We start from the raw sequence: 14,255 nt of genomic DNA, 5'->3' as shown, positions 1-14,255 counted from the left end.
GCTTAGCCGCACAGTAGCTAAAAGCCGCTAAGTCTTGATAGTTTTTATGCCGATAAGCGCGTCCATAATGACAGACGGGTATCGGAAAGCCATCCATAAAATGAATGTTGTCACGGCCTTCAATTTGACTGACTTTATCTTGTATCTGCTGTTTGACTTGCCACAGATTGGCGCAGTGCTTTGCGAAGTTAGGGTATGAGCCGATGGCTGGAAACCAGTCTTGCCAATGCTGGGTAAAGTATTGCCAAATTTGTTTGTCTTGATCAAGGTGTAAAAATTCACCGACCATCTCCATGCAAATGATCTCAGGATCACTCAACTTTGGTGCGTAACCTGCACCTCGCAAGGGCTGGGTGACGACTATTTTGTAATATTGCTCTACCATTAAATAGATATTGATGATAAATTCGTCTATGGGCATCTCACAACTCCATTGTATTCTTGGTCGAAAACAATAGATTAGTGAGGTGCTCTTCTTTTTTCAATCACTTTCGAAGTTGAGAGTGGGGTTAATAATAAGGTAAACTAATAAAGGTAAAATGCATCCAGAGCCATTAAACAAATACAATTTTTATCACACTATTTTGAAAAACCCTAGACAAGCCCCCAACTTGTAACATGAATTTAACGATTGTTACATGACTATTACCAAGCAACAAAAAAGGCAGCTTGTTAGCTGCCCTTTTTATTTTTATTTACTGCAAAAAACTTATATTTCATTGTTGAGTTCACAAATGATGTACTTTGCTTATAAGTTTACGCATTAATAACCGCAGCAAGTTGCTTGGCTGTTTTTGCAAGTTCTTCCTGATCTGCCTGCGTCACTGCATGACGACCTAGCTCATGGATACTCGAGGGAATAAGATGTACATGGTAATGAAAGACCGTCTGCCCCGCCTCGCTACCGTTTAATTGCATTTGGATAATCCCTTCACGCTCAAATACTTGGCGCTGTGCTTGCATGACCTTTTTCGAGGTCATCAGTACCGCCGCCGCATATTCTGGCTCAAGATCTACTAAATCAACGGCCTTTTGCTTAGGAATCACCAATACATGACCTGCTGCTTGCGGCATAATATCCATAAAAGCGAGGGTTTTGTCGTCTTCATAAACCTTATGATAAGGAACATCGCCGTTTAGCATTTTGGCAAAGATATTATTATCGTCATAAGCATTCTGTTGATTGACTTCAGTCATTATTTTTTCCTTTGATTGTTAGTTGCTTAATAGCTTTTAAAATGGAATGAACAGTCTGTAATATAGTGGACGAAATATGGATTAAGTACAAGTTGCTAGCATCCTGATGATTGAAAACAGCCAACCTACATACTAATGACCTCAGCTCACTAATTTATTGGCGAGCGGTACGGTTTAAATGTTATATTAACCCTCTATTTTAATAACGCTACTCTTATGGACTCGCCTACCTTACCGACTCAATTAGATATGAATAACCCTCATGCAGAGCTTGATAACACCCTACCGACATCTGTATCAAATGATACGGTGCTCGATAGCGATGGACAATCCATCAGCGCTGAGACTAAAAACAGCCCTCAAGCCCATACTCAAACTATCGATCCCAATGCGATCATCTTAGCTGAAGCACTGACTGATAAGACCATCAGCTGGCGTATTCATAACTGCAAAGTCAGTAAAAAGACCGTGACCCAAGACTTGCCATTGCCGTTTTTGTATCATTACGACAGCTTGGACGATGCGATTAAACAAACACACCCTTTAACACCAAGCCTTTTGGCGCAATTTAACACCCCTATGACTGCCAATGATGCTGCCAAGCTGATAGGTATCAATGCAGAGCTGATATCCAGCCCGTGGCATGTCAAAGTTGTTGGCTCGCTCGTCGTGTTTAGCGAAGCCTTGCAATTGGCGGTACGCTTGCACTGGACCAATACGGGCAAAGAAACGCAGCAAATCTATACTAGAAATGAAGCTGATGCTATCACAGCAGCCGTTAAGGACTGGCAGTTTTTTGGCCGTGTTGATGTGCTTTATAAAAATGATAAGCAGGCATTAGTCAGCATCGATGGAACTAGCGTCGATGAAGCAAGCAATGAGCCAATACCATTAATAATAGATGCCAGCCAAGACTATCAGTTCTTGCCAGCGACTCACGCATTAGTAGTTATCGCTAAACTGGAAGCGGATAAAGCTGAATTGCCTTGGTTTGAGAGCGCAATTTTAGAACGCCTTGCCTAAATTTTTGACCGCTAACTTTTGACCCATAAGTCTTGATGATTAACGGCTGATCATTTTTAGTTATCCATATCTAATGGTATGGTAGCGACTTAGTATTATTCACTAGTACTCGCTATCTATAGAAAGCACACTATCACCCTTAAAGACGCATTGTCATTGCATACATATAAGTCATTGCACATTAGCAGTATCAAATTTAAAAATAAACGCTTTAACACACATCGCCTAACTGTAAGGAATATCACATGGACTATCGCTCAAAAACTTCTACTGGCGGCCGTAATATGGCAGGTGCACGTGCTCTATGGCGTGCAACAGGTATGACGGATGGCGATTTTGGCAAACCAATTATTGCCATTGCCAACTCATTTACCCAGTTTGTACCCGGTCATGTGCATTTAAAAGACTTGGGTCAACTGGTCGCGCGCGAAATTGAAAGTGCGGGCGGCGTGGCAAAAGAGTTCAATACTATCGCGGTCGATGACGGTATTGCCATGGGACACAGCGGCATGCTGTATTCATTACCCAGCCGTGACTTAATTGCTGACTCTGTTGAATATATGGTCAATGCCCACTGTGCCGATGCGTTAGTTTGTATTTCTAACTGTGACAAAATCACCCCTGGTATGCTAATGGCAGCGATGCGCCTCAATATTCCAACGGTGTTTATTTCAGGTGGCCCGATGGAAGCGGGTAAAATCATCGCCAGTACCGTCGGCAAAAGCCACAATACTGATGACAATAATGGCAGTGCGGTTCGTAAACTCGACTTAGTCGATGCGATGATGGACGCCGCAGATGACAGCATTAGTGATGAAGATGTATTGGCGATTGAAAGCTCAGCTTGTCCGACTTGTGGTTCATGCTCTGGTATGTTCACTGCCAACTCTATGAACTGCCTGACCGAAGCTTTAGGCTTGGCATTACCAGGTAATGGCTCACTGTTGGCAACGCATTCGCTGCGTCGCGAGCTGTTCTTAGAAGCCGGTCGCACCATTGTATCTCTAGCCAAACGTCGCTATGAGCAAGATGATGATTCGGTTCTGCCACGCTCTATCGCCACTAAGGCCGCCTTTAAAAATGCCATGACCTTAGATGTCGCTATGGGCGGCTCGACCAACACTATTTTGCATTTATTAGCGGCTGCTAATGAAGCAGAAGTCGACTTTAAAATGCACGATATTGACCAGTTAAGTCGTCATGTGCCTTGCCTTGCTAAGGTTGCCCCGGCCTCACAAAAGTATCATATGGAAGATGTGCATCGTGCAGGCGGTGTATTCGCGTTATTGGCAGAGCTTGACCGTGCTAATTTGCTCACCACTGATTTGCCAACCATTCATAGTGCCACGATGAAAGAAGCGATTGATAAATGGGATATTATGAATCCTGACAATCTTGAGGCGCGGGCGCGATATCTTGCAGCGCCAGGCGGCATACGTACCACAGAAGCATTCTCACAATCGCAAGAATGGTCAAACCTCGACGTCAACCGTGAGTCAGGTTGTATCCGTAGCGCCGAGCATGCTTATACTGCAGATGGCGGTCTTGCCGTCCTTTACGGTAATATTGCCGAGCGCGGCTGCGTGGTCAAAACCGCTGGTGTTGACGACAGCATCTTGACCTTTACCGGACGTGCACGTCTCTTTGAATCACAAGATGATGCCGTAGCAGCGGTACTTGACGATCAAATTGTTGCAGGCGATGTGGTTATCATTCGCTATGAAGGGCCAAAAGGCGGCCCTGGTATGCAAGAAATGCTCTACCCAACGACGTATCTTAAGTCAAAAGGCTTGGGTAAAGAATGCGCACTACTCACCGATGGTCGTTTCTCTGGCGGTACTTCAGGATTATCCATCGGTCATGCCAGCCCTGAGGCAGCGGAAGGTGGCGCGATTGGGCTTGTGCAAGAAGGCGATACCATTCATATCGACATCCCGAACCGTACGATTAACATGCAGGTCAGTGATGCTGATTTAGCGGCGCGCCGCGAAGAGATGGAAAGCCGTGGTAGCAAAGCATGGAAACCAGTCAATCGTGAGCGTCATGTCTCTCCTGCCCTACGCGCTTATGCAGCGATGACCACCAGTGCCGATACCGGCGCGGTACGCGATGTCAGTCAAGTTGAACGTTAAGAAAACACTCAGGTTATAAAGTTATCTTAGTAACTCCAAACGCTAGATAAATAAAAGAAGTCTGCCTTGAGCAGGCTTTTTTTTCACCAAAAAACAACGCTTATATCGTTTTGATAACGATTTTTTGCGGTAATAAGACCTTTTTAGCGTCATCATAAGTCTTGTTATACCAACGTGCATAAAACTTATGATTGAAAACTATAACTTATTCTTATTAGTCTGTGGTACCGCCTTTTTACTAGGCGCATTGTTTCCTATTTTGTTTAAACGCACACCCATCTCCCTACCTATGTTGCAAGTCAGCTTCGGCCTAGCCATGGGATATTTTTGGACATCTTTGTCGTTCTTAAACCCCCTTGATAATGGTTTAATTATCGAAAAACTGACCGAAATTGTGGTGTTGGTATCACTGGTTGGTGCTGGTATCAAAATTGATACCGAGCTGTCTTGGCGATTATGGCGACCAACGATACGGTTATTGCTCATTACTATGCCACTTGGTATTTTTGCGATGGCGGTATTGGGTTATTATGCCTTTGGTATGACGATGGGCGCCGCAATCTTATTAGGCGCTGTACTTGCACCAACTGATCCCGTATTAGCCTCCAGCATACAAGTAGGGCCACCCAATACGGGCGGCGAAGACACGCCGCGCTTTACGCTCACCTCAGAAGCCGGACTGAATGATGGGCTGGCGTTTCCTTTTGTATATTTGGCAATAAAGATAGCAGAGGCATTTAACAAAGGCGAACGTTTTACCGCTGAGATGCTTTGGTCTTGGTTTACCCATGATGTGCTATGGAAGATTGGTGCAGGTTTGGTGGTTGGTATCGTCGTCGGTAAAGTGATGGCCAAGCTGGTGTTTTCAAAATATAGCCAAGAAACCTCTATTTCGCAGGGCTACGTGGTCATCGCCCTCACTTTAATGGCTTATGGGTTCGCAGAATTTTTCCATAGCTATGGTTTTATCGCGGTATTTGTCGCGGCATTTGCCTTTCGTCGGTCAGAGAATAAACACAGCTATCATCACAAGCTCCATGATTTTGCAGAACAATCAGAAGGTTTGTTGATGTCACTGGTATTGGTGACTTTTGGTATGCTAATCGGCCAAGGTTTACAGGCAGGCGTTGAGCTAACGTGGCGAGTCTATATCGTCAGCTTTACCTTTTTATTATTAATACGTCCTATTGGTGGATTCATTGCTTTATCAGGGCTGAACCTGCCCCATACCGAAAAGTATGCCATCTCAGCACTGGGTATCCGCGGTATTGGTACGTTATATTATTTATCTTATGCGCTTAATCAGGGTTTCTTTGCTGAAAACGATGCGCTCAAGCTATGGGTTGTTTGTTCGATTGTCATTTTTACTTCGATTTTTATCCACGGCCTCAGCGCCAACAAGCTACTTAGGATGACGCCAAAAGCGTCTCGTTAATCAAACCTCACTAATCAAACTAAGCACCGCTTCCGTTAGTGCAAATTGGCGAATATCATTGAGCATCGTGGTATCAAAGTTATGAACAAAAGCAAATGATAGTTGCCGTGTAGGATCACACCAGGCAACCGAACCGTTATAACCCATATGCCCAAACCCTTGCGCGCTAGAGCTTACTGCCTCACCATTATTATTTTGGTAAATGCTAAATAATCTATGGTAGCCCAAGCGCCAATGCATACGCGCTGGCATAACCGCATCCAAGCCATTGACCTGAACGATAGACAACTGCTGATAGGTGGCGCTATCAATAAACGTCTGTCCCCGCCATTCCCCACCATTCGCCAACATAGCGTAGACAGTTGCCAATGCCTGCGCTGAGGCCACGCCATTAGCTGCTGGAATAACCGCTTGTAGCATCTTACGACTATGATAGTCGATCGGTTGTTTGCCCGCAGGTATAAGCGCGGCCTTATAGTTTTTTAGATTAAGCTTATCAGTGTTGAAATATAAACGATTGATACGAGCAGTATCTAATACAGGGGTGTTTTGCTCACTTTCCTTATTCGCGTCTATCTTTTGTTTATTAGCCAAGTGTTTATCAATCAAGTTTTGCTGCTGCCAAATTGTATAGCTGGGTAGCGTGGCATAAATATCTAAGGTAGATTGCGAGTCTGCTTTTAAGGTCGGTTTGTGGCGCTTATTACCCGATTGTCTGCCATCCTGATTTGACCGCTCAAAGTCTTTGGCCAGTTTTGCCACTTGGTCTATTTTGCTATCTGGCACACCGAAATAGCAACTGTCTGCAATACCTAAAGGCTCAGTCAAATACTGGCGTAGCGCATCAGCCAAAGACATCTTAGTCACGGCTTCTATCACCCCGCCTAACACCCAGCCGTAAACCAGAGCACTATATGCACTGTCATATCGTTCGGTATTTTCAGGTGTTGTCATCGGCATCGCAGCAATTTTATCGAGCATTAGCGCCCAATCGAGTAATGTTTCGCTGTCCGCATCAATACTCTGAATCGAAAATAAATCCGCCTGATGTGACATGACTGTGCGTAATGTAACGTCACCTTTTCCCTGCGCCGCAAAATTTGGCCAATAGCTGGCAATAGGCGTGTCATAATCTAGTATCTGCTGCGAAACCAACACATGAATCAGTGTCGCTAAAATACCTTTACCTGTAGAAAAATTAAGCGACAAGGTATCAGCGCTCCAGGACAAATCTGCTCGTGCCATTCCCACGCTCACCTGAGCAATGCAGCTGCCCGCTTGATAAACCACTAACGCGCCGCCAGCTGGTGCATCATCCAACTGTAAATCTGTCATTAATCGCTGTAGACGCTGTTGGAGATTGGTATCAATATTTATATTGGTGCTTTTAGTATTGGTGCTTTTAGTGCTACTTTTATCGCTGCTCTGATAGTTATTTTGATAGCTACTTTCATTATTATTTGTCATGACGGCCTTACTCAATTATTAACGTTTTTGGTTTTTATATAGGGCGTGTTGAAGATGTTTTGACTATAGAATAGTTATACCATTCACAAAAACTATAGTCAGTGAAAAGTAAAATCGATACATCACGTACTGCAGGTACCGTTTTTTCTTGCTTGCTGTGCCTACGCAGACAGAGGCTACAAAAAAACTATACCAGCAGTATCGTAGCGTTTTTAAAGTATTTTAACTATAGAGTAGCAAGGAAAACGAGTGCAAGTGCTACGCACTGTAGACTAAACGAGTTTGACACAGCTAATCGTACTTTTTGGGTTTGGTATTAAGTTTTATCGAGCAATAAAAAAGGCCACCTGCTGGTCGCCTTTTGATTACTCAGTCATACTGATACTTTAGCGCGGTACCAACAAACGATTATGCACTTCTTGCTCAAGACTAGTCAAACCATGACTACGCCCACGCTCCATTGCCGTATCCATCTTACGGCCACGTAGCCAGCCAGCTCGTAGAGCAATCGCTGCACCCACTCTATTGCCTGAACCACAGTGCAAGACTGTTTTTTTACCATGAGACTGGCGCAATATATTATCGAACGCTAATATATTAAGTTGCTTTAAATCTGTAGTACCGTCAATAGGCAGATGCTCATAAGACATACCTGCGCGCTCAACGGCTGCCGACTCATCAAAGCTTAGCTCACTATCAGGCTGTAAGTTAATAACCAGCTCAACCCCTGCTCTGGCTAACGCAGTGACTTTTTCATCATCAAGTGCGCCGCATACAATGGTGTTGTCATCAGGACGGAAATAAGGCTCAAAGAGGGACGCCAGATCGACACCATTATCAGGCGCGTCGTTATCATACACATTGTTATCAGGTGCAATATTGCTATCTTTCGTGTCACTAACTGCCAAACTGGCAGAGTTTTCTGTGCTTGTCATGTTTTTTTGTAAAGTCATAATTGTAAATTTATTCGTTGGCTATGGCGGTTAAGATGAAATATGGCGATAGTAAGTAAACAAATAAATTACTGGCTATCGCTGTGTAGTTTAACGACACCTGCGAGATGCGGCTTGTCGTTTTTAGAGCTATATAAGCCAAATTCACAAGTATCTGCGGCGCTTTCGAGTTGGGCAATTGGATCAGCGATAAGCTCTACTTCAGCTGGTAAAAATATAGGCAACTTAAATGACACCTCAGCGGTACAAGCATCCGGTAGCTCGTCCATCATCGCCAAGCACTTGGCCTTTGACCACATACCATGAGCAATCGCTTTTGGAAAACCAAAGGCACGCGCTGATAATGGATGCAAATGAATCAAGTTAAAGTCACCTGATACAAAGGCATAACGACGGCCTATATCTTCTGGCACTTCAAAGATACTATGTACACCTACTTCGTTAATTGATTGCTTCACCGTTACTGGACGCGGCGTGCTTTTTTTACTTTTGCTGCTACTCGATTTTTTGTTGCGCGCCAGATACGTCGACGTACCTTCCCAGATTATTTCACTTTCTGATTTAACCGTCGTTACAAAGTCAAATTGCTGACCTTGTGCATGGTCGCGTAGATTGTCAAAAGTCACCGACATCGCTACCGTCTCACGCTCACCAATCGGACGATATTGGGTCACGCTGTTATCAACGTGTACCAGCCCCAACATGGCAAATGGAAAGGGTTCTTTGACCATCATATTCATTTGCAACGCTTGTGATAGTACAGAGAAGTAAGTAATAGGTACTTTACCGTTGTCAGAAAAACCACAAATCTTACGATAATCGTTTAGATTATCCTGATCGATGTGTAGATCATCCACATAATAAGTCGCTTGCGGCAATTGATCTTTACTGATTTTGCCACTATTACCAATTGGCAATAGACTTTTGACGATATTGGCGTAGGTGGTATGCGCTTTTGGCAACGCATCATAATGTTTATCTGACATAATAAATCCTAAGTGGGGCTTGAGCAAGTTTTTTGGTGCATTTCTAGATGCTATATAAAATGAAATTGAATGATGTCATAAGAGTTTATAGTAACAAAAATAATTTGGCTGATGGCTCCTGTGTTTTTATCATAAAAAAGCCACCCTTGGGCAGCTTTATTACAATTTATCAGCAATTATTTCGTAAGCATATGTGAAGTGGATATAAAAAAACAGCTTTTATCATATATTTATCCGACCTTAAACGATCACATAGGCCTACTCATAAATCGGTATTAAGCACCCAATAAGCTCTGACCACAAACGCGCACTGTGTTGCCGTTTAGTCCGCCAGCAGCAGGTGACGCAAACCATGCGATAGTCTCAGCTACGTCTACTGGTAAGCCACCTTGGCTCATTGAGTTCATACGGCGACCCGCTTCACGAATAGCAAAAGGAATGGCTTCCGTCATTTGGGTTTCGATAAATCCTGGAGCAACCGCATTAATCGTCATACCTTTGGCATTGTCTTTTAATTGCTTGGCAGTAGCATCTACCAGACCAATAACGCCCGCTTTAGAGGTCGCATAGTTGGTCTGACCCAAGTTACCAGCGATACCTGAGATTGACGATACGCAGACGATACGCGCATTTTCTTTTAGCACATCATTGTCAAGCAAGTAACGGTTCAACCTAGCGATACTACCTAAGTTAATATCGATAACCATGTTCCATTTCTTCTCGTCCATTTTTGCCAATGTTTTATCACGAGTCACGCCAGCATTATGGATGATTGAATCTAGACCACCACGCTTTTGCGCTGCGTCTGCGATTTGTGCCCCAGCGTCCTCACTGGTGATATCGACTGCTAAAATAGAACCACTGATTTCGCTAGCGACTTTTTGTAGGTCTGCTTGCTGCTGTGGTACATCCAAACAAATCACATGGGCACCTTCGCGCGCCAACACACGGGCAATTGCTTCACCGATTCCGCGACTAGCACCAGTCACCAGCATAGTTTTTCCGCCTAGAGGCTGCGTCCAATCAACATCGACGTTATCACCGTTACTAACGCGTACCACTTGTCCTGAGACATAAGCTGAACGAGCTGAGGTGAAGAAGCGTAAGGTCGAGTCTAGGTTTTGCTCTGCGCCTTCTTCTACATAAATAAGCTGGGCGGTAATACCACGCTTAAATTCTTTACCGACTGATTTTACAAAACCTTCAAGCGCACGCTGTGCTAATGCGGCTTCAATATCAGTGATATTTTCTGGCGTACGACCAACGATAATCACTCGTCCCGACTTTTCTACACGGCGCGCAACGCTGTGAAAAAACTCATACACTTCTTTTAGCTGATCCGCATTACTGATATTACTGGCATCAAACAATAAAACTTTAAACTTATCATCGCCACCGGTATTGGCTTTTGCTTCCACGCCAGCATCAGCCAGTGCGTCTTTAACGTCGTCTCTACTATTGACATAAACCTCAGCATGAACGTCTGACAAGATACGAGCAACTGACTCACTCACGCTTTTGTCATCGCCATCAGCACGGCCAACCAGCACACTGCCACGTACCAAACGCTCACCGCTTTCGAAGCGATCTAGCGTTACTGGCAACGGTAAACCTAAGTTTTTGGCAACTTTTTTACCAATAGAAGACTGAACAAAATCACCATAACGGTCTGACATAATATAATCCCTATAATAAATGGTTAGAATAATAATAAATAAAAAATGCAATGCGGCTATTAATGATGTGCTTATTAATGATGTGCCTACTATATAAGCTCATCACCCTATTATATAAGCGCATCAATATCGTAATGGTTGATATCAATTAAATTGATATCGAATAAATGGGTCGAAAACTGGCTTAACTATACACTTTCAACATAAATAAGTCCAAAAACTGAGGTTGTCTACAACAATCTGTAAACAAGCCAGTATACAAGATAGCTACTTTTTCTAGACTTAAAAACCACCGTATTGTGCTAAAATCAGACCTATAAGTTATGGCAAATGTGTTTATCGATAACAATATATTATCAAATACACCATTATGCAATGCTAATAACCAGTACTAGCCAGTCTAATAAAATTATATTCACGGCTATTGTTGACCTTGTATAAGCGTCACATAGTTTGCCAAAGCGATACAGTAAAGTCATAAAAATGCCTTGATCACAAACAGCTATACCCTGTCATAAATGATAATATTTGCCTCTTGTTTATTTTCATTTATCGCATTATTTAAGACAATTATATTTTTTAATCGTACTTTTTATTTTCGTACTTTTTATTTTATTGTTACTTTCCTTTTTTCTTCTACCTATATTTTTTAAGGATAATATTATGAGTAATAAAAACAACCACTCTGATAGCCCTGTTGTTGAAAGCACTGTCGTAAAATCTGCTGAGGCAGCATCAACCAACACAAAACCGGCCAGCCCTAAAAAAGAAACGGCGGCAAAGGACACGAAAACACCTACTGCCAAAAAGCCGACGACTAACGCCAAGAAAGCGAACAAGACTAAACCTGCTTCTGGTCAAAACCGCGTCGCTATTTTAGGTGGTAACCGTATTCCATTTGCACGCTCAAATGGTTCATACGCTGATGTCAGCAACACAGACATGCTAACGGCTGCTTTAGATGGTTTGATTGAACGCTATAACCTACAAGACGAAGTATTAGGTGAAGTGGTCGCCGGCGCTGTGATGAAACTCAGCCGCGACATCAACTTAACCCGTGAAGCCACACTAAGCACCGCGCTGAACCCACATACCCCAACTTATGATATCTCACAAGCTTGTGGTACTGGCTTGCAAGCGACATTTGCCTCTGCCAACAAAATTGCTCTGGGCATCATCGACTCAGCCATCACCGGCGGTGTAGATACCACATCTGACGCGCCTATCGCGATTGGTGATGGTTTGCGTAAAGTGCTGATCAAACTAGGCGCTGCCAAAGACAACAAACAACGTCTAAAAGCACTGATGGAACTCAATCCAAAAGACCTAATCGATTCGCCACAAAACGGTGAGCCACGTACTGGTCTCTCAATGGGCGACCATCAAGCGATCACAGCGCTTGAGTGGAATATCAGCCGCGAAGCTCAGGATGAACTTGCCTTTAATAGCCATCAAAATCTAGCACGCGCTTATGACGAAGGCTTCTTTGATGACTTAATCACGCCTTATAAAGGTCTCACTCGCGACAATAACTTGCGTCCAGATACGACGTTAGAAAAATTAGCGAAGTTAAAGCCTGTGTTTGGTAAAAACAATGCCAAGCCAACGATGACTGCTGCCAACTCTACGCCGCTCACTGATGGTGCCTCTTGTGTACTATTGGGTACTGATGAATGGGCAAAAGAGCACGGCCTTAAGCCATTGGCTTATATCGTTCATCAAGAAACAGCAGCGGTTGATTTCATTGGTAAATCTGGTACCACAGAAGGCTTACTCATGGCACCAGCTTATGCCGTGCCGCGTATGCTTGAGCGTGCTGGTTTGACGCTACAAGATTTCGATTTTTATGAAATCCATGAAGCCTTTGCCTCACAAGTCTTATCAACCCTTTCAGCTTGGGAAGACGAGAAATTCTGTGAAGAGCGTTTAGGTCTTGACGCGCCGCTAGGAACTATCGACCGTAGCAAGCTAAACGTCAACGGCTCATCTCTAGCCGCTGGCCATCCATTTGCTGCTACTGGTGGCCGTATCTTAGCGACTGCCGCTAAGCTGCTGGATCAAAAAGGCTCTGGACGTGCGCTAATCTCTATCTGTGCCGCTGGTGGTCAAGGTGTGACTTGCATCCTTGAAAAATAGGCTTTTAGCTTATTAGGCCTTTAGCTTATATAGCCTATAAATAGTTCTCACGTTTTAGAACACTCTTTAATCTATCGATTAGAGAGTGTTTTTTTATCAAAAAGCGCCGTAAAACCACGTCCTTCTATGGCGTGGATATCAGGCGTCAACCGTTGTCATCTCGCATTGACACCACCTTGATAACCACACTCATTGAGACCATAATTACCCCATGAAAACGCTCAAATTACGCATCAAAGACAAACACACCAATCAGCTAAATATCTTGGCTGGGTCGGTTAACTTTGTCTGGAACTACGTCAATGAGCTTAGTTTTAAGCACCTTCAACGTACCGGCAAATTCTTTTCGGCCTACGACTTAGCTGCCTATACCAAAGGTGCGGGTGAATACCTAAACTTGCATAGCCAAACCTTGCAAGCAGTGGCGGAAACCCATGCCAAATCTCGCAAACAGTTTAAAAAAGCCAAACTCAACTGGCGTACCAATAATCCTAAGGCCAAACGCAGAAACTTAGGTTGGATACCTTTTAAAAAAACCGCTATCAAACACCTAGCAACCCATCAATCAGGAAAGAAAAGCCTTAAATCTACCATTCAGCTTAGTCTTGCCAAAGGTAAAAAACTGACCATTGATGTATGGGATAGCTATAATTTAGCCCTATACAACATCAACACCTGTGAGTTGGTGCAAGATAGTCGTGGTCTTTGGTACGCCTGTATCACCGTTAAGGAATATCCAAAAATAGCCTGCGGCAGCGCCAAAGTCGGTATTGATTTGGGCTGCAAAGATGCAGCGGTGAGTAGTGATGGTGATAAACTACAAACCAAAATCACCCATCAATACGCTGAGAAACTGGCCATTGCTCAAAGGGCTAATAATAAAAAGCGGGTTAAGGCCATTCACGCCAAGATTAAAAATACCCGCCAAGATTTGGTCCATAAATTCACATCAAAGCTTGTCAAATCCAACAACTTAATAGTCGTTGGAAAGATAAAATCAAAATCATTCACTTCAAGCAAACTTGCCAAATCCGTCTATGACGCTGGTTGGTTTGAGACTAAACGGCAACTGGATTACAAATGCGCGAACGCAGGTTGCCACTATATCGAAGTGAATGAAGCGTACACAACCCAAACCTGCTCGTGTTGCGGCTCACGCCAAGACAGTCCGAAAGGTAGAGAAAGTCTTGGTGTCAGAGGTGCGACATGAAGTCGTATTAAGGATGGTAATTGAGATTATTACCTGTTTT

The 14,255-nt window shown here is 43.6% G+C and carries 10 protein-coding genes and 1 pseudogene; 5 read left to right on the top strand and 6 right to left on the bottom strand.

The features are described 5' to 3' along the window. Together EI161_RS10210 and EI161_RS10205 are read right to left on the bottom strand one after the other, a co-directional pair. A pseudogene (locus EI161_RS10210) lies at positions 1-421 on the bottom strand (IS982 family transposase); the annotation flags it as partial. A gap of 335 nt (positions 422-756) precedes the next feature. Beyond that, entirely contained in the window at positions 757-1,197 is a 441-nt protein-coding gene (locus EI161_RS10205) for an HIT family protein (protein ID WP_192524449.1), read from the bottom strand. Between the two features lie 216 nt (positions 1,198-1,413). Here EI161_RS10205 and EI161_RS10200 point away from each other — a divergent pair, with 216 nt between their 5' ends. The 3 genes from EI161_RS10200 to EI161_RS10190 all read left to right on the top strand — a co-directional run bounded on the left by EI161_RS10200 (position 1,414) and on the right by EI161_RS10190 (position 5,787). Next, the gene (locus EI161_RS10200; protein ID WP_192524448.1) at positions 1,414-2,220 is read left to right on the top strand and encodes a hypothetical protein; all 807 of its coding nucleotides are present in this window, start codon (positions 1,414-1,416) and stop codon (positions 2,218-2,220) included. Between the two features lie 245 nt (positions 2,221-2,465). Then, positions 2,466-4,352, top strand: coding sequence for a dihydroxy-acid dehydratase (gene ilvD / locus EI161_RS10195; protein ID WP_192524447.1), 1,887 nt, complete (start codon positions 2,466-2,468; stop codon positions 4,350-4,352). A gap of 187 nt (positions 4,353-4,539) precedes the next feature. Further along, the gene (locus tag EI161_RS10190) at positions 4,540-5,787 is read left to right on the top strand and encodes a cation:proton antiporter (protein ID WP_192524446.1); all 1,248 of its coding nucleotides are present in this window, start codon (positions 4,540-4,542) and stop codon (positions 5,785-5,787) included. Here the strand turns inward: EI161_RS10190 and EI161_RS10185 are convergent, their stop codons facing one another. From EI161_RS10185 to EI161_RS10170, 4 genes are all read right to left on the bottom strand, one after another. Next, entirely contained in the window at positions 5,788-7,254 is a 1,467-nt protein-coding gene (locus EI161_RS10185) for a serine hydrolase domain-containing protein (protein WP_192524445.1), read from the bottom strand. Between the two features lie 386 nt (positions 7,255-7,640). Then, on the bottom strand, positions 7,641-8,207 hold the full coding sequence (locus EI161_RS10180; protein ID WP_192524444.1) for a beta-lactamase hydrolase domain-containing protein: 567 nt from the start codon (positions 8,205-8,207) through the stop codon (positions 7,641-7,643). A gap of 68 nt (positions 8,208-8,275) precedes the next feature. Next, positions 8,276-9,193, bottom strand: coding sequence for a MaoC family dehydratase (locus tag EI161_RS10175; protein ID WP_192524443.1), 918 nt, complete (start codon positions 9,191-9,193; stop codon positions 8,276-8,278). Positions 9,194-9,468: 275 nt separating this feature from the next. Further along, the gene (locus tag EI161_RS10170; RefSeq protein ID WP_192524442.1) at positions 9,469-10,869 is read right to left on the bottom strand and encodes a 3-oxoacyl-ACP reductase; all 1,401 of its coding nucleotides are present in this window, start codon (positions 10,867-10,869) and stop codon (positions 9,469-9,471) included. 663 nt (positions 10,870-11,532) lie between these two features. Here EI161_RS10170 and EI161_RS10165 point away from each other — a divergent pair. Beyond that, positions 11,533-13,005 carry an acetyl-CoA C-acetyltransferase gene (locus EI161_RS10165; RefSeq protein ID WP_192524441.1) on the top strand — a complete coding sequence of 491 codons (1,473 nt, stop codon included), beginning with the start codon at positions 11,533-11,535 and terminating at the stop codon, positions 13,003-13,005. Between the two features lie 211 nt (positions 13,006-13,216). Continuing rightward, entirely contained in the window at positions 13,217-14,215 is a 999-nt protein-coding gene (locus EI161_RS10160; RefSeq protein ID WP_192529515.1) for an RNA-guided endonuclease InsQ/TnpB family protein, read from the top strand. The last annotated feature ends 40 nt before the right edge of the window (positions 14,216-14,255 follow it).

The organism is Psychrobacter sp. FME5, from assembly GCF_014861375.1.
Classification (GTDB): Bacteria; Pseudomonadota; Gammaproteobacteria; order Pseudomonadales; family Moraxellaceae; genus Psychrobacter.
This window is presented reverse-complemented; position numbering and strand designations above follow the sequence as displayed.

Coding starts and splice junctions, on each gene's coding strand:
- EI161_RS10190 (WP_192524446.1), top strand. CDS start 4,540: ATGATTGAAAACTATAACTTATTCTTATTAGTCTGTGGTACCGCCTTT.
- EI161_RS10180 (WP_192524444.1), bottom strand. CDS start 8,207: ATGACTTTACAAAAAAACATGACAAGCACAGAAAACTCTGCCAGTTTG.
- EI161_RS10160 (WP_192529515.1), top strand. CDS start 13,217: ATGAAAACGCTCAAATTACGCATCAAAGACAAACACACCAATCAGCTA.
- EI161_RS10170 (WP_192524442.1), bottom strand. CDS start 10,869: ATGTCAGACCGTTATGGTGATTTTGTTCAGTCTTCTATTGGTAAAAAA.
- EI161_RS10205 (WP_192524449.1), bottom strand. CDS start 1,197: ATGACTGAAGTCAATCAACAGAATGCTTATGACGATAATAATATCTTT.
- EI161_RS10200 (WP_192524448.1), top strand. CDS start 1,414: ATGGACTCGCCTACCTTACCGACTCAATTAGATATGAATAACCCTCAT.
- ilvD (WP_192524447.1), top strand. CDS start 2,466: ATGGACTATCGCTCAAAAACTTCTACTGGCGGCCGTAATATGGCAGGT.
- EI161_RS10185 (WP_192524445.1), bottom strand. CDS start 7,254: ATGACAAATAATAATGAAAGTAGCTATCAAAATAACTATCAGAGCAGC.
- EI161_RS10165 (WP_192524441.1), top strand. CDS start 11,533: ATGAGTAATAAAAACAACCACTCTGATAGCCCTGTTGTTGAAAGCACT.
- EI161_RS10175 (WP_192524443.1), bottom strand. CDS start 9,193: ATGTCAGATAAACATTATGATGCGTTGCCAAAAGCGCATACCACCTAC.